Source organism: Holdemania sp. 1001302B_160321_E10, assembly GCF_015552275.1.
Lineage (GTDB): Bacteria > Bacillota_I > Bacilli_A > Erysipelotrichales > Erysipelotrichaceae > Holdemania.
This window is the reverse complement of record NZ_JADNEM010000011.1, coordinates 1-20,703: the sequence shown is the minus strand read 5'-3', so window position 1 is coordinate 20,703 and position 20,703 is coordinate 1. Positions and strand designations below refer to the sequence as shown.

Below are 20,703 nucleotides of genomic sequence, written 5' to 3'. Positions count from 1 at the left end.
CTTATGCTGTGGCTTCAGATACGACGACATCCGACGGAAAGCCATCGTAATACTTATCATTACGCTCTTTGTAGGCATAGAATTTGATCGTCTTTTTCGTGACATCGCCCAGCGGCGCCGTGTAGATTTTAGCTGACGCAGAATAGCGCGGGTCAGAATCATCGTCTGTATATTTGACTGTAAAGTTATTTGTCGTGATTGTGCCAGTTGCTGCTGCGATCGTCGGAGCAGTCGCCATCTTAGAAGCCAGTACGCAGGTGTAAACGCCCAGCGCCTTCTCGCCAATAACAAAGCCATCACCGATGAAACGGCCTTCCATCAGGTGGCCGCTGATGCCCGGAGGGTTCTGATGAATGTTTGTGTCCCAGATTTTTTTCGGAAACAGCAGGCATTCCTTTTTGGCGATCATGAACTGCACGCCTTCCGGTAAATCTTGATCGGCAACTTCAATGATCGGGAAGTTTGACAGCTTGCCAACCATACCGTTAACAAGCACTTTTGTTCCCAGCTTTTCCAAGTTTAAGAACTCAGGGCAAGTTACCAAAATGGACATCATTGAGGTTGGGATGTACAGATAGACATTGTTAAACGGAATATGGTTGTTAACAAAGTGGCTTTTTGCCTTGTTGATCTCGCCGATAAATGTCGACTTCGTCAGTGCGTTGGCTACGCCTACGATCTTTCCAGCTCCCGTCGCCCAGGCATGACCGACTAACTGGTCAAAGTAAGGGATAACCTGTTCTTCCAGTTCTCTACGCACTACCTTGCCAGCATTTTTGATCATGTCCTGCTCTGTGTTATTACCTTTGTCAATCGTCATGCTGAACGACTTATCTGTGCGCATGGTTAAGCGCTGCGCTGCGTCCTGCACTTCTTTCGGCGTACCATAGCGGCTCATGCCACCATTGCGATCGTAATCGTTCAAAGACTGCGTGCGAATGCTGGAAATTAAGATATCCTTAACTCCATCAAAGTTATAATCGGATGATGCCTTGTCCGCAAAGATTGATCTGCGTGTCCATGTTTCCGCGACCTTATTTGCCCATTTCTCTCTTAAAAAGATAGCCATTTTTTATTCCTCCTTTTTTAGCTATCAAAGCCAAGTAAAAAAGCGTCCTCGTCGTCTTGCGGTTTACCCTTGACGTTGCCCAACGCTTTTTGACTGTTGTCTTTGTTTTTGATCAGTGCAGCATAATCAGCCTTCAGTTTTTTTAGCTCATAGGCTCTATAAGCGCTCAGCATCGTTTCCCCTGCCGCCATTGACTGCATAACGTCATCCGGCAATTTCGTAGGATCGACGTCTGGGTACTCACTGACAAATGCCTGGTACTGAGCCGCAAAAGCTTCTTTTTGTGCCTTCTCTGCCTGCTGCTGTTGGGTTAGTTTGGCTTGCTTTTCCTGTTCCTGACGCTGCGTTAGCTGCGTCTTAGCCAGCTCCTGCAACACGGCTTCGTCTGTGTTCGGGTACTGCTTTTTTAGTTCCTCCACATACTGAGCTGTCGCCTGATTCTGGTTAAACTGGGAAAGTGCCTTGATATAACCGGCACGATCCATGCCCATCTCTGCCGCCATCTGATCCAGCATGGTCAGTTCTTCGGAATTCTTTAGTCCGTCGTATTGCTGACGCAGATGGTCATAGTCCATGCCTTTCTGTGCTAATGCCCGGGCTTCTTCCTCGCTCAGTTCCTTTTCTACTCCCAAGTGCTTCACGGTCAAAATGGGTTTCTTTTGATTTTCTGCATTGGTTTCTGGCTTCTGAGTTTCGGTATCTTCCGGCTGCTGTTGGGTTTCGTCCTCGCTTGATTCTTCCTCCGTAAGTTGGTTTCCCTCATCGTCATCTAAATCAAAGAGATCGTCTAAATCGATGTCGGAATGGGTGTCTTCCGGCGTTGCTGTGGTGTCCATTGTCTGATTGGTTTCCTCAAACATTGGGTTCTCCTTTCTTGCGCTTCGCGCATTGATAAATGGTGGACTTTGCAGGGCTTGAACCTGCAACCTGTCGCTTATGGGGCGATTGCTCTACCAATTAAGCTAAAAGTCCATATAAAAAGCGCGATCGCTCGCGCATGTGTTATTCCTCAATTTCGCTGACTTCTGGTGACATCATCGGACGTTCAAATCCATGATCCGCTGTCGCCAGTAAAAATCCGAGGTACTCCCAGATTTTATTGCCGATCCGCTCCATGCAAACGGAGCAGCCAACACTTTGGTCATAGTTGCTCTTATCAACGCAGGTTGAGGTTTCATTGATTTCAAAGCCATTAACTAAACGGCATCGTACAAGCGTTGTCTTACCTCTCAACGTTGTCGGATCGACATCAGAAATAAACCGGTCGACCATGTCCTGACTTACTGATACATCTGATTTTGTCAGCTTGGGATTTGGGATAATCGGCAGGTAACGACGGTCAAACACCTTTTTAGGCACAAAATGCTTATACCCAGACTTGCAGGTTACCAGCATTCCTTTTTCTCCTTCAGTAATCTTCTCTGTGCTATGGCTGGCTTTTGTTGGTTCTGCTTCAACAATTTCAATGTGAATGTACTTCATTTTCTTTTCTCTCCTTTTTATATCAGTCCAGCGTCAGCTGGTGACTGCTGCATTGCTTCCGGATCAATTCCGGCTTGCGCCAAGGCCATTGCTTGGGCTTGCTGTTCCTGTTCGATCTGCTTCTTTTTAATGCTGTCGATCAGTTTTTGCTTATTTTTAACCATGTGATCCGGGATATTTTCCAGATATGTCACTGCGTCCTGAATTACGCCTTTGGTTAATAGATTGTCCATCGTCTGAGCCTGAACCAACTCCGACCAATAACTGCTTGTTCCGATATCTACGTTCAGGTCATAGTTCATTTCGCGCAGCGCCGAAAAGTCAAGATCAATAATGCCGCCTTGCATATCATCTTCGCTTTCAATTTTTGCCTGACGGGTGCCGTAATAGGCTGCCATCATGTCCACCATGATCCGAACACTATCCTCGACAAAATCAAAAAAGTTCAGCCGCTGATTTTCGAGCGGAATCGCTGTTGCCTGTTGTGTCGCAATGATTGCTGATGTATTGTCAGGCTTAACATTACCCAGCGCTGCGTCTGAAGCGCCCATAAAGTCGCGGGTATAATTGATGCAGGTGTCGATCAGCTGAAGGATTTGATTGCTGAAATCTGGCGTTTGCGTGTATCTGAGCAAATCGCCAGCCAAGTCCATCCGTTCGATTGCGATTGCGTCATTAACTGCATTTGTGATCTCAGCAACTTTGCCAGAATCATAAAGCAGCTTAGGGAAGCCATTGTTTATGACAAAGACCATACACATTGCAAACAGCTTATTAACAAAGATTTGGTTTGGGATCAGCCCTGTTATCGGTGACTGTCCGTGATAGCAATTCTTTTGCTCCTCCCAGTTCATATAGGCGATCGGGTACAATGTCATCCCAGTGTCGACTTCTTCTTTTAGGATGATGTCACCGACCGTTTTCAGGAACTTTACAGCTTTGACTTCTTTTTTTATCGGAAGCCCGGTATATTCATCGGCTTCTTCCACTGTTTTGTTTTCTTTATACAGCTTGATGATGACTGTACAGAGTTTATCAGTGTCGTCATCATTTACCTGCGTGCTGTCATTGTCTGGCTTGATACTGTCGATCTGTTCAGCATTCAGCCCATTTTCTTCGGCTTCCAACTTGACTGATTCGATGCTGCGGCGTTGGCTGATCAGAATGTAGGGTTGCGCCTGAACTTCAGTTGAATACGGATTGCCGAACATAATATTGACAGCGTCGATCTGATCGACTTGGATAATGCCTTTCACTTTCTGCCCAGTTTCTGCGCTCGGATCAAACCAAAAGTAAAAGCAGCCGTCGCCTGTGATTGCTGCTTCTTTCAGAATCTTCCGGGTCTTTGCCTTGAATTTGCTCTTTTCCAAGGCGCGGTCGATCTCTTTTGCGATCACTTTGGACAGTGCCTGCTGATTCTGATCATCCTCGTTGAACGGCGTGATCGATACGCCAATATCATCCGAAACCAGCATAGCAATCTGATAGCCGATAACACGCTTGATAAAGTTCATCACTGGTTTGTCCAAATCAGGTGCATACACGCCTTCCCACTGTTTTCCAATGTAGAAATTGTGATTCTTTTTGACGTTGTCATATAACTCTATTTTGGTGTTAAAGCTGACAGCGTCATCGTACTCTCGCTTAATCCCCTTTGGGTCTTTACTGATCTTCATTCATTCTCCTTCCGGATCGGCGGCTGCTTCGTGCCGTCGAACTTCATAAGATTTTCAAACTGCTTCACCTTCACTCGTTCATCAGGTGACAGTTTTGTTTTAGGTCTTTCGCTTCCAGCTGATATTTTCTTCCGCTCACGACGATCATCCCGGACGATTACCGTAACACATAAAGCAATGATCGCCAGAAAAAGCAAAAAAACAAAAATCAGTGCGATCAATACCGCTAATAGAAAATTAACCATTCCTTCCAAAATTCAGGAAGCTGTCATAGCTCCCTGTTCTCCTTTCTTTTTCTTCTTTTGGTTTTTCGTAAACCATTTTTTGTTGTGACCTGATCTGATGGGCGATTGCTAACCCCATAACCAGATCGTCGTGTTCCCCTTCAGCTGCTTCCGGGCGGCCTTTGTCGTTTTTGACAAAGACCAGCATTTCGCGCAGCGTGTCCAGGTCGTTGACCAGCTCCGGCGACTCTCTCATGATCGTCACAAGGTTGGCCACGATGACCGGGCGCGTGGCGCTGTTGGTATTAAAGCCGTACTTATCGGCGTAGTCCTTGGTGATCTTGTCAACAGACTCTCTGACGTATTGTTTAGGATATCGCAACCGCTGAAGCTCTTTAACCGGGTAGGTGCTAAAGTTGACCTCTAATCCAATAAGGGCTGTGTTATACCACTTACCAAGGCAATACATCTGAGCTGTATATAAACCCTCATCCGTCTTCTGCTCGCGATATCGCGCTACCTGTGCGCCTGTCGTGTTGTCAAGAACGTGCCCCGTAAAGTAGTCTGATCCGTCGCCTGCCGTATCACCGCCAAGCACATAAGGGCAAAGCGAGATCGGCGATTGATAGATTGCGATCTCACCGCGTGGATCGCCGACAAATTTAATGCTGCTATCGTCAATCAGCTCGCCGAAGCGAGGATTGATATAGGTCTTATACTCAAATCTTCCGGTCCTCTCGGGTTTGCGATCTGTCAATTCGCGGATGCGCGCCATGACCTTTGTGTTATCAAATACTGGGCGTCCAGTCATCAGGAAAGCTTCTTCTGGGCAGGATGGATATTCCTGCCGAAATAAATCGACATCGCCAGAGCAGTTTGTCTTGATGCACCAGCGCCGCCAGGTCAGCTGATCCAGAGTCAGGTTATAAGCGGCTTGCAGCTGCTTTTCTTCGTCCGTCAACGTAAATCCGTCATAAGGCATCGAATATTCCGGCATATCAAACCACGGGAAGAAAAGTGGAGTAAAGCCTGACTCTCCCGCTACTGCCTGATCCCATAACTCTTTAAAATGGTCAAAGCCATTCGCCGTCGACTCAATCGCAACAAAGGTCTTCGGCTCATTCGGCACAGCCTGCAAGATTCCTGTCAGCACTTCTTTTTTTGTGTTGGCAGGCCAGAAGGCGTATTCGGATATATGCACGTTTCGTATCGTCGAGCCACGCCCTACGCCGTCCGATCCAGCAGTCGACACCTTAATATAGCTGCCAAGTCCCGGATTTTGTAGTTTCTCAATTGGGTCTTGCGTCGGATTTTCAAATGTAATTTCCCGTGCATTTTGATTGCGCGTCATGGGTCTGATCTGAACCGGTATGTTATCTAAAAACGTTTTGAACATGCCGTACAGATTGGTCGTAGACTCTGTTATATGCGCTATGATCAGCGATCCCGTGTAATGCTGATTTGCAGTCAAATAAAATAAAAAGGCTTCTGTCAGTGTGCTAAAGCCCATCTGACGAGCCTTTAAGATAATATAGCGCATTGGCTTACCTGCCTGAAAATCCCGCTTAATCGCAGCATAATATTTCTCCTGCGCAGGATTCAGCTTCAGCGGTTCTAATGTACCTTTCTTTGTTTTTATTTTAAGAAATTTTTCTATATAATCGTGTGCTGATATCACATTTTTATACCCTCTTTATCTGATTGTAAAAAAGATTCAACAGAGCCTGTAATTTCCATGGAAGTCTTATTCACAGTTTCGATCCGGTCTGTCCAGCCGAAGTTTTTGATTCCGAAAATATCCCCTGAATTTCCACGCTCAATTAAGCGATCTTCATACTGTGATTCTACTCTTAACTTTGCCATTTTGACCGAGTATGAAAATTCTTCGCGGTTTTCGTAATCCTTCAACATGTCTTTTGTAAAACCTATGTAAATGCACATATCGGTTATTTTAAACGGTTTTCCATTTGCTTCAGCCGTATCAAAATAATTGTTCATCGCCGCTTGTAAGGCTTCGGGACTTTCGTATTTTAAAGGCCTTCCGACAGGTGCCTTCTTTCTTGGCCTTCCAGTTTTCTTTTTCAGTTTCCTTATTTCTTCACTTTTTTTAGCTGATTTCTTCTTTGCTGGAGCTTTCATTTTCTTTTCTTCCGGCATTTTCGTCACCAGCCTTTCCGATCGTGTTCCCGCAGCGGCATTCATACCAAAAGACCTTGCCATCTTCTGTTTTCCGTTGCATGTCTTTTCTGCATTTTGGACATTTCATCATTATTTCCTCCTTTTGGGTAAAAGAAAAGCATGCCCGGGATTGGCATGCTTTAAGGGGTGCAGCGTCAGGGGAAACGCTGCTAACAAACGAAAGATTTATCGTTTTTGTGTGGCCTACCCATCAAGACCACATTAACATAATAGCACATAAATCCTACCGACCGCGGTCGGAATTTATTTTTTTACTTTCTTTTTCAATCTACACTATTTTTAGTGTAATAATCATTGACATTACACCCATAATAGTGTAATATGATAATAGGAAATAAAAAGGAGTGAACGATCATGAGTTATCAAAGAAATCTTATGAAAATTTACAGCAAGTACGTCGCAATGAAGCCGTTACTTACAGACTTAGGTATATCTTCGTCTAATTATTACGCCTATATGGCAGGTGAAGATACACGTCTTTCGGAAGAAGTGTGCGGAAAAATCATTCGGGCTTTACAGCAAAGACCTATTAATTATCAACCTGAACCATATCCAATCCAAATAAATGATTGGACAGAAGAAAAATTCAACGCAAAAAAAGAAGAACTTATGATGTCGTTTGTCGAAAAAAAAGAAGACTGCGGAAATGTCGTCTTAACTGAAAATATGTTTAAGGAAATATTTCTTCTTTATCCAAACAGCTTTGATGAAGCTTATCTTCTTTTCGACATTAACGAAGAAGAGATGCATGGTAAGGATGAAGAATTCAAAAAAATCCTATGGACTGCATATAGTCCGTATGAATCAAACCTCAACCCTGAATCTGATAGGGAAAAGGATGAATACAGAGGGATATTAAAGTATCTTTCCTTCACCCTCGATCAGGCATTGATATACAGCGAAGCAAAAGAGCTTGGATATTCCAATATATCCATTTCAAATTTCATGGAAAAAAAAGAAAATGAATGGGTAACTATCGGCACACTTCGTACTCTGATTGACGATATTAGGAGGAAATCGTTATGAAAATGTCATATACTCTGAATTATATAAACTCTGACAAAGTACGGCAGGATGACATATATCTATTGCCGATTTCGAAAAAAGAGGTTGTCAATTGTGATCTAAAGCGAATGATAGAGAATTTTAAAAACCTTGAGAGGACAGGGAAAAGAGGAAAAGGAACAGTAGTTCTGTTCTTCGAGGGTTATGACAATGACCCTCGCGAAGTATATGAAATCAAAGAGTGCCGGCTATACGCGAAGCAGCTTATAGTCGCAGTCCCATGGGCATTTTACTATTTGATGTTTGATCCAACAGCTTTATTTCCATTTCTTTTGTGTTTGTCAGACACAGGAGAAGGGATTGAAGAAGACATTGTAGAACTCATAGATAAGTCAATCGAATATTATGCAGATTTAATCGGAGATCGTGAAATACCCAATGTAAAAGAATTAATATTAAGAAGCACATCCAGTTAACAGAAGGGAATTGAAATGTTTTTTGCAAAAATTGATTATCAATACACCGATTCTCAGGGCGTAATATCACCGGAACATGAGCTTGAGTTTTTGGTAGATGCAAAAACCAAGAAGAAGCTGAGAAACTAATTCGTGATGATATGATTTTAAATCATCCTTACGGAATTGAATTTTTAAGCGAAGAATACAAAGTGGCCGATTATGTACCGCCCAACATACGTGATCAAGTAGAATTAGAAAAAATAGCAATTGTAGTTTGGCTGCACGAAGAACTTAATTAACAACAAAAAAAGCCTTGAATCAAAGGCTTTTTATTATTTTAACCATTTTGCGAAGAACTGAATCTACACGATCAATGACAACAGATTTTGAAATAAACAATTCTTTTGCAATATCGCTGTACGATTTCTCGTAAAAAAATTTTTCTCTAATTAGTTCTTTGTCAGAATCCGATAATTTCTGTAATACGTTATCAATCTGACTTGTAATTTTGTAAGCTACACTGTCGATCATATCTTTTTCAATTTTTTCTTTTTCCGTGATTAGAGCATTTTTCTTATCATGGTACGCTCTTGTCGACGCCCTTCCACCTTTATTGTCTTGATGTTTTTGGCATAAGCCTTCAAGTTCACACATGATGTCCACTATTTTATTGGTGTACGATATTTTAATTTTTCTCTTGAAAAACTCATAACTGTAAAGGTTACGTTTAAGCTGTTCAATCTCATCTACATTATTCTTTTTTGTTTTTGATTTCATTGTACCGTCCTTTCTTAGTTTCTTGATTATTTCAAGATATTTTCCTACGCCTGCTTCATCCAAATACCTTATTGTGTTCTTAGTCACAGGAGTATCATAGGTTATTTCGATATCGTCATCATACTTATATAGTGTGGCTAAATCGTAGGGTAGATTTTTATTGTAGCCAGCCCCTGAAGCACCTTTATATCTAATTACGGATGCCCCATAATTGTTTGGAAACACAAACCACCAACGATCGTATGAATGAAACTCCGTTTCTTTATGTTCTTCTTCAAAAAGAAATTTTTTGTATTTATCAAACATCGTTTTCCATAAATCCTTCCATAAAATCTCGCTCAGCAATTTCTTTTTCAAGTTCTTTGATTTTTCCTTGTAGCTCTGTGTTTTTCGATTCTTCTTTTTCCAAATCAAAATCCAACCTGCGCATAGCTCGAAGTAATGCACAGATCGTCGCTGTTTTTTCATGCAATGCTTTAGCCGCCTTTTCATTTTCATTTGTGAGCAGATCGATCTCACGGATCAATCGCTTCCGTGTTTTAAGCCATTGTTGCATTGGATATCCCTCCTTTAACCTTGCAATATTAGTGATATATTATCTTGCATGTACTCAATCATCATTTAACGCTTTCTGAATAAGGACAACTGATCGCTTTCTTCCGCTGGATACTTTTTGGTTTTTTCAAGGACTTCCTGATCCCAACATAAGCGGCAAATTTGATCAATTGTTTTGCCTTCTCTTAATTCTGTCTTACATAAATCTTTTACGGCTATATTATATTGCCACGGACATCCATCACAACCTCCCGGAGATTTATTATCAACAGCTCGTGGAAAGATACTGACTAATAAATTTCTAGCTTTCATGCGTAATATTCGACCTCCAAATGCTCACAAAGTAGCCACATAGCAAAGCACAAAATCGTTTGCACCAGATAAACTTATGTTTTAGATTGCAAAATGTGTCACCCCGTTCCGTGTACGAGAACGCACAGTTCCTGCAATGTTTATAACAACGTGGTAATTTCATTCTTCAACCTGCCTTTTATAGAATCTTCCAGACTCAAATTCAAATTCGAAATCAGCAATTAGACGGTACGCGTTGTACTTCTTATCCCACACCCACATCCCAAGTTCAATTTCATCAAGTTTTAATGGCGGGTTGTCAAAGTGTTCTTTTATCAATGACTTAAAAATAAGAACTTTATCACAATAGGTATTATCAAAAGACTGAAACGCACAGCCAAGCGCTTCTTTTCCGTATTTGCTAATATGATTTTTATGGCAAAGTTGGCAAATTTCATCAACTGCGTTTTCGCATTCTTCTATGGTTATATTCTTTTTATAAATCACAGTTTATCCCTCAATTCTATAAATTTTCTTATTTTGTCAACTGATTCATCTTCAATTTCGCTTATCATCTTCATAGATTTTGATAACTTATCAGATCGTTTACGTTCTAATAAATGCTTAAGAAAGAATAAATCATTCCATATTTTCTGTGTTAAATCTCTTATTTTTATATTTTTTTGTAGTTCGTTAAATTCTTCAATAGTTAATTTATTCATTCTTCTACCTGATTTCTGTAAAAACGACCTTTTTCAAAATCCATGTAATATCCTTCAGCAGAATGTTCAATAATTCTTTCAGCGTATCTTAATCCTTTTATTGGTTCCCAGTCTAAAGGCTTAAATAGATATAGCCAGCATTTGTTTTTGTTATCCCATATCCACATGTTTTTCTTTAGTTCTTTAAATTTTAATGGAGGATTGTCAAAGTGTTCTTTTAATTGCTTGCGTAATTCTATATTTTCACGTTCCAGCCTATTGATTTCACGCAAGCAATCTTTCGCCATATTTACGAAATTTACTTCAAAGGTAAAAAAATTTTTATCTTTATATTTTTCGATTAATACCTCAAGATCATGTTTAACATTCATTATCTAAGTACCTCTTTCATTTCTTTTAGAACCTGTTCTCTGTTCGCTTCGGCTTCTTCCTTTGTGCGGAAAAGCCAGCCACATTTTAATAAAGCTACACAGTATGAATAACTGAAACTAAATACAAAAGGATAAACACAATCACCATAATCGCAGACCCACCATGCAGTTTCACCGTCTTTTGGTTTCCACGGTAATTTTTCGATTTCATACATGAATAATTCATTAATATTAACCTCAATAATCTCAGATTCTTGCCAACCATTAAATAATTTATCGAACCATAGTAATTTACCGCCTTCAAATTTGAATTTATCCTTACATGCATTATTTGTAAGCAAGAATTCTTCTCCTTCATCAACGCCGAAGGCTTCCAGAAGTTTTTCATAGTTAATTTTCATTTTTTCCCTTTCCTTTCCACATAATCGTCAATTTTTACGGGTTCATCATCATCCCAATTTATTAAATTAAATAAACTGTTAAACATGTAAAATCCTAAATTGGCAGAACCACACCATACACAATGATTATTATCTTTGCTTGGCATTGAGTTATATACATATAAATCGCCATCACAATCCCTTGCAATGAAATTATAATTTATGCTAATTGATTTCATGATCGCAAGTTCATTGTTACTGAATTGTTTCTTTTCTGGCTTTGCTTCTTCATCAAGCCATTTCAAAAATCTTCCAAGGCAACCACTGCAATCTCCATCGCAATATGCATTGTATTCTTTGATATAACATTGGCAACATAGTATTTTAATCTGCTCCGCAAACTTTTCTTTATTTTTCATTCTTTTCCACCGTACACCGCTCTGTAATGTGCTTCGTCCTTTCTTTTTAAATTATCATTTTGCTGGCGTAATCCGAGATTTTCACGTTCAAGTTTTTCGAGATCAATTTCAAGGCGAGCGATAATAGCAGTTAAATCATCCGCTTTGTCCACTCTATTCGACACCCTTGTTACCGCTTTATAAAAAAGCTCAGCTTCTTGTTTAATGTTCATTGCATTATCACCTTCCCCAGCCCTTTTTAGGACTTCAAATGTTGTAAATCATCGTTTTGCTTTATTTTCTCCAATATCCAAGACGAGCTGCCGTTTCTTCAAACTCGTCAATGTTTATCAATTCCGGATCAATTCCGTTATTCTCTGCAATTCTTTTCGCTGCTGTCAATGGCAGAATCATTTTCTTTTCCCACCCGCAGAAGACCGTTCGATCTTTTGCTGCAATTTTTTCTGATTTCTTAAATTTGATCATTTTTCATTTTCCTCACAAATCTAAGCATACCGGTACATCCGATAACATTTTCTCTTTAGCCGCTCTGTAAAATTCTTTCTTGATCTCAAACCCATAGCAATTACGATTTAGTTCAGCGCACGCTCTTAATGTGCTTCCGCTTCCGGCCACCGGATCGATTACAACATCGCCCGGATCGGTGTAAATCTCAATCAGCCTTTTCAAAACCGGTATTGGTTTCTGCGTTGGATGAATTTTCGGATATTTACCCGACTTATCCCATTCAAACCAATCAAGAACCATCTTCCCGCCGTTGTTGAATTTTGGAAGTTTGTCACGATACAAGACAAGCGCTGTTTCCGTTGCACCACAGATTCGCATGTTGGCTTTCAGTACCTGCGAAGATGATTTCTTAATGAAGAACAGAGGTTGTGTGTGATTGAAGCCAAACTGTTTGGCATAATCTGTGATCTCGTTCAGTTGCTGCCAGCTGCAGAAGACAATCATGCACGGCGCTTTTCCTCTTTCCTTCGGCTCCGGCCTGAGAAGCCGCGTGCAGAACTGGAAGAAGTTATAAATCTTGAAATCCTTATCCGTGTCAAAGAATTCCTTTCCCGCCTTATCGCTTTCGCCGTTCTTGTTGTCGCCGCCGATATACCAATCAGACCGGCTTCCGTAGGCGTTGATTCCGATGTTGTACGGTATATCCGCGATGATCAGCTGCGCCCGCGGTATTTGATACCGTTTAGCGTTCTCAAAGTGATCGTTGTATAATTCGATTTTCATTATTTGACTATCTCCAAGATAAAGCCCTTCCCTTCGCTTTCATTTCTGAAATGGCAGTTAAACCCGTAAGCTTTCATTACATCTGTTACTTTTTTCTTGCCGCCTAACTGTTTCACTCTCATCGGATTCATATACACATTTCCAAATTTCGCGAGGTGGGAAATAACATATTCATTTAAAAATATTTCGTTTTTACTCATTTTTGGAGGAATGCAGTCACATATTTTTTGATCATATTCAACTGGCAGATTCACAGCAGCCTTTACTTTTCGCCATGTCAAAATCGTACCGTTAAACCGTCCCGATGCAATTTGCGCGAATGTATTGTAGTTAATTCCGCACATTCTGGCGAATTCTGCATGATTCATTCCTCGCTCTCTTTCATACTCATAAACAAGTTTGATATTCTTTTCATACTGCTCTTTTTTTATCGTATATGCCGATGAAGCCATCAGTATTTCATCCTCTCTATCGCTTTCCGCTGCTCAAGCAGCGTACTCTGTGCATAAATCTGTGTTGTGTCCAGTTTGCTATGCCCCAAGATCGTCTTAAGGTCAAAATAATTGCCACCCGCAGCCAGGTATTGTTTCGCGAACATGTGCCTGAAGGCGTGCGGATGAGCGGAATCCAGCGACACCTTAGCCATCCCGGCCAGCTTCTGAATCCGGCGCCAAATCGTCGAGTCAGCGTACATCTTGCCAGTGTCAGGGTTATAGATGATCGGGCCCGACATGATTTTATTTTTCCGACAGTACGCTTTTAACTCTCGAAATAGCTCCTGCCGGATCGGCACGTCGCGGGTTTTACCCTTATTGGTCACCCGGATCGCTTTGTTGTGATTAGTGCAGCGTTCCAAATTTTCAACGGTAAAATATCGCAGCTCCGATATTCGGATGCCTGTATTCCCGAAAATTTTCATCGCCATATAGGTGTCCTGCTGCCCGATAAGCTTCGCACGCCGAAGCAGCCGCTCATAGTCGACAGGACTGATCGCATCGTCAAACGATGTGGATTGTATCTTGAGCTGCCCGACACACAGATCAGGGCTTCCGAGCCAGCACAGATATTTGTTGGCAACGACCACAAAGCTGTTGATCGACGATTTTTCGTAGCCTGACGCCACGAGATAATCCCGATAATCCAGCATTTTTGTCTTGGTCAGCTCATCGGCCGGATCGAGATAATCAATCAGCTTTTGGATGTCACGGCGATACTTGTCTAACGTTCTTTTGGTCAGTTCATCCTCACTCCGTACCGCCGTTAAAAATTCGTCGAGCCGTTCTGCGAGATCGTTTTTTTTCAAAACGGCATCACCGGCCAAAAATACGCGCCGTCATAATAGGCGACATTGTTATTGACCATGTCCTTGATTGCGTCCTGTACCGACTGTGTCGGCCACTGAAGGACTTTACTTAGGCTCTCGACTGTCCTATACCCTTCGCGCATTTTAGTCAGGATCGCAGGATTACGATCCTCGCAGTCCTTGTACCGCTGCTCATATACTTCATTCGGATCAATGCGTTCAAAGTTAAATCGCATAACCACAACGCCATCCTCTGGATCATAGTGATCGTCTACAAGGTCTTGCGTTAACTTCATGGCGCATTCGTTGCATAGCACCAGTTTGCCTTGATACGTTTTACACACATGCCATTCGCCACATAAATCACAAGGCAATTTATATTTCTTGCTTGTCATGACTGTTCCTCCTCTTCAAGAGGTGGCAATCCTGCTTTCTCACGCTCCATGTAGGCTGGCAGTTCATCCACGCGAATTTGCTGATCTCGGTAATTTCTGAAATTCTTGGCGCTGAATAACGTTGATGGTTGGAGATAGCGATTCATAGTGTTCGAGTTTTCCCACTCAGCGACTTTTTTCTTGACGATTGTAAAAAAGTCTTGTGGATCGAAACCTTCTTGTAATCGTTCCTGTGCATATTGCGTGCAAACGGGATCAGTTGGCGAGAAATTCTTCTTTGCCTTGAAGTTGAGATAGAAAATCACATCTCTGACAAATTCTTCAATCGTCCGGCCGGACATCTGTTCTCCGAAGAACACGTATCGAATTTCGAATTCCGCATTTCGAATTCCGCATTTCGAATTACGAATTCCGAATTCCGGTGACTTTTGTAATCCGTTGATTTCATCTGATTTCAACTCTTTATTTGTTATTTCCGTCCGATCACCGCACAAACTTTCATTGATTTCATCTGATTTCAAATGATTGTTTTCTTCATTCACTTGATTTCTTCTGGCTTCATCTTCTTGATTTTGTTTTTTTATGATTTCTTCTTGTTGTGCTTCCGGTTTTTTGTCCGGATAAACGTCCGTGATCGGCTGCGGAAATTTAGGTTTTTTGCTGCGAATCTGTTGATGATTAGCCCATGTTACAACGCGCAAATACTCCCGATCCTTAACTGTGTAAAACTCAATCAGACCCGCTGCTTCCAACTCTCCGATATTGTTGTAAAATTCTTCGTTGCTGATGTTCGCCGCAATCAGCGGAAAGCAGGTATTTTTAATGATTTGACGGCTGCCATAATAGCAACCGTAATCATCGCATTTAACGATAATCCGATAAAACAAGCGCTCCGCTTCGGCGCTTAGTGCCGCGAGCGTTTCGCTTGTGCAAATGCTTTCTTTTATAATTCTACTGGGCATAGGTCACCCTCCTATCTTTGCGTTGCCATAAACTGCTTTATTTAACTTGTTGATCACCGCTTTGTACTCGCTGATTGACAAACTTTCCTTTTTCATGATGTCGAAGACCTTTTTAACGATCTTATTCGTTTTGTCTTCTAAATCAATTTGAGCGCTGACAGGTTCTTGCTTTGGCATGGCGTTTCCCCTTTCCGATAAATCACCGACTCTTCTGTCCAATCTGGATCGTAGAATTTTAAGTAACTGATCGCAAAGCGAATCATGTCCGCTCGATCGCTTGTCTGATCCGCTCGTCTGTGGCACTCACGGCATGCACAGACGATATTGTTTGCAACACCAAGTCCACCTTTGGATCGCGGCACCACGTGCATTTCCGGAAGTCCAGGAGCGCCGCAGAAGATGCAAGTGCCATGATCGCGATCATAGACAATCTTCTTGACTTTAGAGCTGATGCTGACGGCCTTTGCGCGCGCGCTGGACGGCGTTTTGCGCAGCGGGGTCTGTTGCCTGTACTCTCTCAATGGACAACCAGCGCACACCGTTCCGGCTTCTTCCAGCGGAATTTCTATGCGCTGCTTGGCGCAATAGAAATATTTTTTGCCTTTCCGGCTGCGCAGCTTGCGGCAGATCATATTATTCATTCCTCAATCACCTCCTGGATGTTGTCCATTGCTTGTTGCAAGGATTCTAAGGCTTCCTCCAACATGTTCACAGCGTCATCCGCTTTTTCATAGCGTTCGCTGCCCTGAAGATTTTCCGGCATGTTATCCCGATATTCTTCTTCCTGATCTTTGCAGCTTTCCAGGTCTTCGTAGACGCTTGTGATCAAGTCGTTGATTTGATTAAGTGTGGTGCGGCGCTGTTTATTCATCTCTAAAGCCCTCCATGATTTCTAATATCGTTTCTGTGTCATCGCTTGCAGACCAACGTTCAGACTGCTGAACGACGGTTGTAAGTCCGTTGGTGTAGTAATCAGCCATCAGGTTAAACATGGCTGTAAGGCCATCTCTGGGCGTTGCGTAGCGGCAATATCGTTGGCCACATTTAATGCCTGCGGGATTGTTATAATTGATCCACAGATCAGATTTGCCCCATCCGGTTTCTAACGCAAACCGCGCGGCGGCGTAGGCGGAGGATATGCCAGCATCCTCAGCCATTTGATCAAAGACTTCCGTCGGGATACCTGTGCGATCCTCAAATCGTTTACCTGTCCCCGGAAAGGGATGGTAGCTGACCACAAAGTCAGCGGTATAGGCAGGATCGGTACTTGGTAAGTCGGCAATGTAGATAGCTCGCGGTGACATCGAATACTCAGTTTCTGCCATTGAGCGATTGCTTATTGGATAAGCTGAGATCAGGGTTAAGCACATCGCTGTAGTCATCAAACTACGCAGCTTTTTCATCGATCCACCAACTTTCCGAGGACAGCTTTGCGAACGTGATAATAACGGTTCAAATTAATCAACAAGTCAACCAGTTCTTGTGCTCTGGATATTTCATTGTTAAAATAAGCTCCATCACAAGCGAAAATGGTGCATAGATAGCATTGACAACTTGGATCAGATTTACTTCTAGCCAAGATTCTAACTATGTCTTTTTCAATCGTGACTTCCGCAAGAAGATCGGAGTTTAAACTCTCCAATTTTTTAAGCAAATTCATCAAAGAATTGAATCTTTCTTTTAAATAATCAGCATACGCTTTACTGATCGTCATTTCATTTTCCTTTCCCGGTATATCTTCTTTTCCCTATACCGTAATAATCGACGAAGCACTCCGTCGGAATACTGGATACGACTGGCAGCTTGTTAGGATCAACGTCGTAAACTTTTTTCAAATTCCTTATGATCGAGCAAGCCGTAGCGTTTGAAACATCCAGAATTCTTTCAACGTGTTTTGACCTCAAGAATGGCTTTTTGAGCAATTCTTCGGTTGTCATTTCTGAGTCTTTTTTCAGACGAATGATCTTTTCTTCTGTCATGTTTTCCCCTTTCACCAGAGTAAGAGTTTACTTCTCCTTTCTTTTTTCTGATGACTGTGCAGCACATGCAGCCATAAAATTTGACATCGCTTCAAGCAGCTTTGGAATGTCGGTCGGAATCTGTGATGCGGTGTTTTTTGCAAATTCTTCAGCCTGAGCCTTGGTCTTTTCGATTTGTACTGTCATTTGATGTTCACCTCCTTGTTATCTTTGATTACATTATAGTAATCTATGAATTACTTGTCAATAATTTTTGTTATCTTTGATAACTTTTGCAATTGCCTTTATCTTTCGTTAGTGCTATTCTTTTTATGGGAGGTATCAAAAATGAACGAGCGAGTTAAATTATTAAGAAAAAAACTAGGGTTAACCCTAGAAAAATTCGGCGGTGAGTTAGGCGTTACCAAAGTCGCTATTTCCAATATAGAAAGTGGCAATCGCAATTTAACTGAGCAAATGATGAAAGCAATATGTAGAACTTGGAACGTTAACTATTTTTGGCTCAGAGATGGTTCAGGTGAAATGTTTATGGAAGCTCCTGAAACAATTGTAGATGAACTTGCTGATGAATATAAACTTTCTGAAGTTGGTAAAGCGCTGGTGAAGTTTTACGTTAACCTCGATCCTGCGCTGCGCGATCTATTTGAAGCCGAATTACAAAAAACATTCCAAATAAAAAAGTGAGGATTTTGCTTTCCTCACTTTTTTATGAATTCTCGTATAGTCTTCCAATACAGCCTTTCCAAAAATTCTTGATTGTCGATCCGCTGAATCATTTCTATTATGTATTTTTTTACTTCGTCCAGCTTCATTTGCGTTCCCTTTCTAATTTATTTACCCCAAGAATATCATAAAAGCCGAAATTTGTAATAAAATCACATAATTTGTCCGTGTACACGGACAAATGCAGAAATTCAACAATTTTATTTGATTTTTCGCATACTTTGTGATTATTATTATAAATTATGATATTATAATTTTGAGGTGTATAACATGAAAGATTTTATATTCTGTGCGGTTTGTTTCTTGATTATTTTATCCATTATCTACAAGCCTAAAAACGAATATGAAGTAGCTTGCCAAGTGCCAGATGAATACCAAAAAGGATGGTATACAATTGATCGAGACTGCTATGAGCAAAAAGGAAAAGAATTTAACCATCAATTCTCATACAATCCCAAAACAGGCGAATATACCTTCTTGGTTGAAGATGGTGTTTGGGGATACTACGGTTATCAATATGTAGAATTGAATAATGGAAAAGAAGTTCGTTATGAGTTCTATGATAATGATACAGAATATCATTGTTCAATCGAGACTTGCCCAAGAGAAGTTGACATTATGGTTTCTGTTATGAAAGATTGCGCTGATAATTTAATGATTCTTGAAGAGTGATTATGAAGAAGATAATTACTCTTATTATAATACTTTTTGTATTTAGTACTGCACCCGTTTTAGCACACCCAGGAAAAACCGACGGTAACGGATGCCATACGTGTCGAACTGACTGTGAAAAATGGGGCTTAGAATATGGCGAATATCATTGTCACAATGATGGTGATACTAGCTCCTACTCGGTTCCTAGCACGCAAAACAATAGTAGTTATAGTAACAACTCATCAAGTAGTAGTTCCAACTCATATAGTTATTCAAAAGATTCTGATCCTGTTTATAACCACAAAGATAATACTAATTCAGAAAAAGTAAGTCCTGAATACTTTGATGCAAAGAAACAAGGCGTTATATTCAATACCAAAACTGATTTTTTCATTGCAATAACCATTTATACCGCTATTGTCGGTTTTATTTTGCTTATATTATTTGATAGACATTATGCAGCTTATGAAAAAAATTGTAACACCGAACTGAAGAACGAAAAGCAAAAGCTGTTAAATGAATATAACAATAAAGTTCAGAATCACGATAAATCCTACAACCTCAAAATTAAAAATCTCAACCAGGTTATAAAAGAATCCGCAGATCAGAAAGTTCTTGAGTATTTGTTTTCTCGCTATAAAGGACAGAAAAATCCTTATACAGGTAAAATCATCGAATCTGTAGATGATATAAAAGATTATCTTGAAAGGTATAAAGAAAATCACAAGGATGATTTTATCTTATAAAGAGATTCTACTTTTACATCTAATATATTAGCGATCCTTTCCAATTCATTGAGTGTTGGGGATCGCTTTTCGTTTTCTATATCGTTGAGTCTAGTTTTACTTATGCCCGTTAACTCAGACAATTTTCTCAGTGATAGACCTTCTTTTGTTCGTGCCTCGTAAACTAATATTTTTATCACTCGGTTATTATAGCAAGACACACCATAATTTTCCTTCATATGTGGCAATGGTAAATTCCTTATATTTCCATGCAGACAGACGAAAAAAGACGAAAATGTTCTTTAAACTATGCAAATAAAACAAAAAAACAACTAAAAAACGCTTTATTTTTGAAAATTTTTAATATTTTTTAGGCTTCTTATATTCCGCTCATCTGCTCCATTGTTATTTAAGCCCTTAACAAAGGGCTTTTTTATTTCGTGGCACGATTGTGGCATGATATTTCTAACCTTATTATATATAGGCAAAACAAAAATCCCCCACCCTCCGGCATTGGAAGGTGGGGTGTTTGCTATTTAAGAGGAAGCTGTTTAACTTTTTCCAGCGCTGTTTTAACCGTGCCATTACCGCCGAGAGCCTTATAAGGCTTATTGAGCTCCTCAAGCTCATCAAGGTCATCTGTTGTCACATATCCACGCTGGATGATGTAGGTACACTTTTGTATAAGCCTATCATGGAGCACGGCTTGGACACCAAATTTCATATTTTGGTTATCAGCCAATACTTTTTTAAAATTTTTTTGGATCGTCTTATAGAGCATTGCGAGGATGCCAACGATACAAGTCCATCCGAGCTCCATGATGTGTGTAGAGATAAACTCAAGCATTAGGCTTACTCCTTATCAGGCTTGTCCTGCTTGGCAAAATAAAAGGTTACGATCATCGTAACCAACGGCACAAACTGCTCTGCAGATACCATCTTACCAAAAAAGCCGGCTACCATTGCGGCCACCATGATGATAGAGATGATCGACTTTAAATCGATCAGCTTTGAGATACGTTTCTTGATGTCTTCCATTTTAATTTCCTCCTCTAGTCCTTCAGGACTTCAATTCCGTAATCGATTGCACAGTCATGTTCAATC

Annotated in this window: 36 protein-coding genes and 1 tRNA gene; 5 read left to right on the top strand and 32 right to left on the bottom strand. The window is 40.9% G+C overall.

The annotated features are described in order from the left end of the window. Window position 1 precedes the first annotated feature (1 nt). The 7 genes from I2D94_RS08285 to I2D94_RS08255 form a co-directional block, all read right to left on the bottom strand. Complete coding sequence (locus tag I2D94_RS08285; protein ID WP_195396269.1) at window positions 2-1,069, bottom strand: hypothetical protein; 1,068 nt, start codon at window positions 1,067-1,069, stop codon at window positions 2-4. A 17-nt stretch (window positions 1,070-1,086) separates the two neighbouring features. Continuing rightward, entirely contained in the window at window positions 1,087-1,929 is an 843-nt protein-coding gene (locus tag I2D94_RS08280; RefSeq protein WP_072682916.1) for a hypothetical protein, read from the bottom strand. A 36-nt stretch (window positions 1,930-1,965) separates the two neighbouring features. Continuing rightward, window positions 1,966-2,041, bottom strand: a tRNA-Met gene (locus I2D94_RS08275). A gap of 30 nt (window positions 2,042-2,071) precedes the next feature. After that, window positions 2,072-2,551 carry a Gp49 family protein gene (locus I2D94_RS08270; protein WP_195396267.1) on the bottom strand — a complete coding sequence of 160 codons (480 nt, stop codon included), beginning with the start codon at window positions 2,549-2,551 and terminating at the stop codon, window positions 2,072-2,074. Window positions 2,552-2,568: 17 nt separating this feature from the next. Further along, window positions 2,569-4,227 carry a hypothetical protein gene (locus I2D94_RS08265; protein ID WP_195396265.1) on the bottom strand — a complete coding sequence of 553 codons (1,659 nt, stop codon included), beginning with the start codon at window positions 4,225-4,227 and terminating at the stop codon, window positions 2,569-2,571. A gap of 237 nt (window positions 4,228-4,464) precedes the next feature. After that, window positions 4,465-6,129 carry a DNA packaging protein gene (locus I2D94_RS08260; protein ID WP_195396263.1) on the bottom strand — a complete coding sequence of 555 codons (1,665 nt, stop codon included), beginning with the start codon at window positions 6,127-6,129 and terminating at the stop codon, window positions 4,465-4,467. Further along, a complete protein-coding gene (locus tag I2D94_RS08255; RefSeq protein WP_195396261.1) occupies window positions 6,126-6,671 on the bottom strand; it encodes a terminase small subunit in 546 nt (181 codons plus the stop codon). Before I2D94_RS08255 ends, I2D94_RS08260 begins: the two co-directional genes overlap by 4 nt. Window positions 6,672-7,004: 333 nt before the next feature. On the opposite strand from I2D94_RS08255, the gene I2D94_RS08250 reads away from it, so the two are divergent. Together I2D94_RS08250 and I2D94_RS08245 are read left to right on the top strand one after the other, a co-directional pair. Then, window positions 7,005-7,676: a hypothetical protein gene (locus tag I2D94_RS08250; protein ID WP_195396260.1), complete on the top strand. Its 672-nt coding sequence runs from the start codon at window positions 7,005-7,007 to the stop codon at window positions 7,674-7,676. Beyond that, window positions 7,673-8,131, top strand: a complete 459-nt coding sequence (locus I2D94_RS08245; RefSeq protein ID WP_195396257.1) for a hypothetical protein — start codon at window positions 7,673-7,675, stop codon at window positions 8,129-8,131. Before I2D94_RS08250 ends, I2D94_RS08245 begins: the two co-directional genes overlap by 4 nt. Window positions 8,132-8,431: 300 nt before the next feature. Here I2D94_RS08245 and I2D94_RS08240 read toward each other — a convergent pair whose 3' ends face one another. The 22 genes from I2D94_RS08240 to I2D94_RS08135 form a co-directional block, all read right to left on the bottom strand. Continuing rightward, complete coding sequence (locus tag I2D94_RS08240; RefSeq protein WP_195396255.1) at window positions 8,432-9,196, bottom strand: sigma-70 family RNA polymerase sigma factor; 765 nt, start codon at window positions 9,194-9,196, stop codon at window positions 8,432-8,434. Further along, complete coding sequence (locus I2D94_RS08235) at window positions 9,189-9,446, bottom strand: hypothetical protein (RefSeq protein WP_195396253.1); 258 nt, start codon at window positions 9,444-9,446, stop codon at window positions 9,189-9,191. The genes I2D94_RS08240 and I2D94_RS08235 overlap by 8 nt, the downstream gene beginning before the upstream one ends. Before the next feature lie 65 nt (window positions 9,447-9,511). Next, window positions 9,512-9,757, bottom strand: a complete 246-nt coding sequence (locus tag I2D94_RS08230) for a hypothetical protein (RefSeq protein ID WP_139248520.1) — start codon at window positions 9,755-9,757, stop codon at window positions 9,512-9,514. Window positions 9,758-9,916: 159 nt separating this feature from the next. Continuing rightward, the gene (locus I2D94_RS08225; protein WP_195396251.1) at window positions 9,917-10,243 is read right to left on the bottom strand and encodes a hypothetical protein; all 327 of its coding nucleotides are present in this window, start codon (window positions 10,241-10,243) and stop codon (window positions 9,917-9,919) included. Next, window positions 10,240-10,458 carry a hypothetical protein gene (locus tag I2D94_RS08220; protein WP_195396250.1) on the bottom strand — a complete coding sequence of 73 codons (219 nt, stop codon included), beginning with the start codon at window positions 10,456-10,458 and terminating at the stop codon, window positions 10,240-10,242. The genes I2D94_RS08225 and I2D94_RS08220 overlap by 4 nt, the downstream gene beginning before the upstream one ends. Then, window positions 10,455-10,829, bottom strand: a complete 375-nt coding sequence (locus I2D94_RS08215) for a hypothetical protein (RefSeq protein WP_195396248.1) — start codon at window positions 10,827-10,829, stop codon at window positions 10,455-10,457. Before I2D94_RS08215 ends, I2D94_RS08220 begins: the two co-directional genes overlap by 4 nt. Beyond that, a complete protein-coding gene (locus tag I2D94_RS08210) occupies window positions 10,829-11,230 on the bottom strand; it encodes a hypothetical protein (protein ID WP_195396246.1) in 402 nt (133 codons plus the stop codon). Before I2D94_RS08210 ends, I2D94_RS08215 begins: the two co-directional genes overlap by 1 nt. Beyond that, window positions 11,227-11,628 carry a hypothetical protein gene (locus I2D94_RS08205; protein WP_072682928.1) on the bottom strand — a complete coding sequence of 134 codons (402 nt, stop codon included), beginning with the start codon at window positions 11,626-11,628 and terminating at the stop codon, window positions 11,227-11,229. Before I2D94_RS08205 ends, I2D94_RS08210 begins: the two co-directional genes overlap by 4 nt. Next, on the bottom strand, window positions 11,625-11,840 hold the full coding sequence (locus tag I2D94_RS08200; RefSeq protein ID WP_072682929.1) for a hypothetical protein: 216 nt from the start codon (window positions 11,838-11,840) through the stop codon (window positions 11,625-11,627). The genes I2D94_RS08205 and I2D94_RS08200 overlap by 4 nt, the downstream gene beginning before the upstream one ends. Before the next feature lie 61 nt (window positions 11,841-11,901). Then, window positions 11,902-12,093 (bottom strand): hypothetical protein, encoded by a 192-nt coding sequence (locus I2D94_RS08195; protein WP_195396244.1) that lies wholly within the window; start codon window positions 12,091-12,093, stop codon window positions 11,902-11,904. 12 nt (window positions 12,094-12,105) lie between these two features. Then, the gene (locus tag I2D94_RS08190; RefSeq protein WP_195396242.1) at window positions 12,106-12,858 is read right to left on the bottom strand and encodes a site-specific DNA-methyltransferase; all 753 of its coding nucleotides are present in this window, start codon (window positions 12,856-12,858) and stop codon (window positions 12,106-12,108) included. Further along, the gene (locus tag I2D94_RS08185; RefSeq protein WP_195396240.1) at window positions 12,858-13,310 is read right to left on the bottom strand and encodes a helix-turn-helix transcriptional regulator; all 453 of its coding nucleotides are present in this window, start codon (window positions 13,308-13,310) and stop codon (window positions 12,858-12,860) included. Before I2D94_RS08185 ends, I2D94_RS08190 begins: the two co-directional genes overlap by 1 nt. Next, on the bottom strand, window positions 13,310-14,161 hold the full coding sequence (locus I2D94_RS08180) for a tyrosine-type recombinase/integrase (protein ID WP_195396238.1): 852 nt from the start codon (window positions 14,159-14,161) through the stop codon (window positions 13,310-13,312). Before I2D94_RS08180 ends, I2D94_RS08185 begins: the two co-directional genes overlap by 1 nt. Then, a complete protein-coding gene (locus I2D94_RS08175; RefSeq protein ID WP_195396236.1) occupies window positions 14,158-14,556 on the bottom strand; it encodes a hypothetical protein in 399 nt (132 codons plus the stop codon). The genes I2D94_RS08180 and I2D94_RS08175 overlap by 4 nt, the downstream gene beginning before the upstream one ends. Then, window positions 14,553-15,518, bottom strand: coding sequence for a conserved phage C-terminal domain-containing protein (locus I2D94_RS08170; RefSeq protein WP_195396235.1), 966 nt, complete (start codon window positions 15,516-15,518; stop codon window positions 14,553-14,555). Before I2D94_RS08170 ends, I2D94_RS08175 begins: the two co-directional genes overlap by 4 nt. Before the next feature lie 3 nt (window positions 15,519-15,521). Further along, window positions 15,522-15,695, bottom strand: a complete 174-nt coding sequence (locus I2D94_RS08165) for a hypothetical protein (protein WP_159432737.1) — start codon at window positions 15,693-15,695, stop codon at window positions 15,522-15,524. After that, window positions 15,656-16,159 (bottom strand): HNH endonuclease, encoded by a 504-nt coding sequence (locus tag I2D94_RS08160; RefSeq protein WP_195396234.1) that lies wholly within the window; start codon window positions 16,157-16,159, stop codon window positions 15,656-15,658. Before I2D94_RS08160 ends, I2D94_RS08165 begins: the two co-directional genes overlap by 40 nt. After that, a complete protein-coding gene (locus I2D94_RS08155) occupies window positions 16,156-16,389 on the bottom strand; it encodes a hypothetical protein (protein WP_195396233.1) in 234 nt (77 codons plus the stop codon). Before I2D94_RS08155 ends, I2D94_RS08160 begins: the two co-directional genes overlap by 4 nt. Next, a complete protein-coding gene (locus I2D94_RS08150) occupies window positions 16,382-16,921 on the bottom strand; it encodes a glucosaminidase domain-containing protein (protein WP_195396232.1) in 540 nt (179 codons plus the stop codon). Before I2D94_RS08150 ends, I2D94_RS08155 begins: the two co-directional genes overlap by 8 nt. Next, window positions 16,918-17,232 (bottom strand): hypothetical protein, encoded by a 315-nt coding sequence (locus I2D94_RS08145; protein WP_195396231.1) that lies wholly within the window; start codon window positions 17,230-17,232, stop codon window positions 16,918-16,920. The genes I2D94_RS08150 and I2D94_RS08145 overlap by 4 nt, the downstream gene beginning before the upstream one ends. A gap of 1 nt (window position 17,233) precedes the next feature. Beyond that, complete coding sequence (locus I2D94_RS08140) at window positions 17,234-17,497, bottom strand: hypothetical protein (protein ID WP_195396230.1); 264 nt, start codon at window positions 17,495-17,497, stop codon at window positions 17,234-17,236. A 27-nt stretch (window positions 17,498-17,524) separates the two neighbouring features. After that, window positions 17,525-17,683 (bottom strand): hypothetical protein, encoded by a 159-nt coding sequence (locus tag I2D94_RS08135; RefSeq protein WP_195396229.1) that lies wholly within the window; start codon window positions 17,681-17,683, stop codon window positions 17,525-17,527. A 141-nt stretch (window positions 17,684-17,824) separates the two neighbouring features. On the opposite strand from I2D94_RS08135, the gene I2D94_RS08130 reads away from it, so the two are divergent. From I2D94_RS08130 to I2D94_RS08120, 3 genes are all read left to right on the top strand, one after another. Further along, window positions 17,825-18,181 (top strand): helix-turn-helix domain-containing protein, encoded by a 357-nt coding sequence (locus tag I2D94_RS08130; protein ID WP_072682939.1) that lies wholly within the window; start codon window positions 17,825-17,827, stop codon window positions 18,179-18,181. A gap of 309 nt (window positions 18,182-18,490) precedes the next feature. Then, window positions 18,491-18,892, top strand: coding sequence for a hypothetical protein (locus tag I2D94_RS08125; RefSeq protein ID WP_072682940.1), 402 nt, complete (start codon window positions 18,491-18,493; stop codon window positions 18,890-18,892). Window positions 18,893-18,894: 2 nt separating this feature from the next. Beyond that, window positions 18,895-19,620, top strand: coding sequence for a YHYH domain-containing protein (locus I2D94_RS08120; protein WP_072682941.1), 726 nt, complete (start codon window positions 18,895-18,897; stop codon window positions 19,618-19,620). On the opposite strand, the gene I2D94_RS18675 is transcribed toward I2D94_RS08120, so the two are convergent. The 3 genes from I2D94_RS18675 to I2D94_RS08105 all read right to left on the bottom strand — a co-directional run bounded on the left by I2D94_RS18675 (window position 19,596) and on the right by I2D94_RS08105 (window position 20,637). After that, the gene (locus I2D94_RS18675; protein ID WP_369802522.1) at window positions 19,596-19,838 is read right to left on the bottom strand and encodes a helix-turn-helix domain-containing protein; all 243 of its coding nucleotides are present in this window, start codon (window positions 19,836-19,838) and stop codon (window positions 19,596-19,598) included. The genes I2D94_RS08120 and I2D94_RS18675 overlap by 25 nt on opposite strands. Before the next feature lie 293 nt (window positions 19,839-20,131). Further along, window positions 20,132-20,446, bottom strand: coding sequence for a hypothetical protein (locus tag I2D94_RS08110; RefSeq protein WP_195396228.1), 315 nt, complete (start codon window positions 20,444-20,446; stop codon window positions 20,132-20,134). A gap of 5 nt (window positions 20,447-20,451) precedes the next feature. Then, window positions 20,452-20,637: a hypothetical protein gene (locus I2D94_RS08105; protein ID WP_154240532.1), complete on the bottom strand. Its 186-nt coding sequence runs from the start codon at window positions 20,635-20,637 to the stop codon at window positions 20,452-20,454. Between the last annotated feature and the right edge of the window lie 66 nt (window positions 20,638-20,703).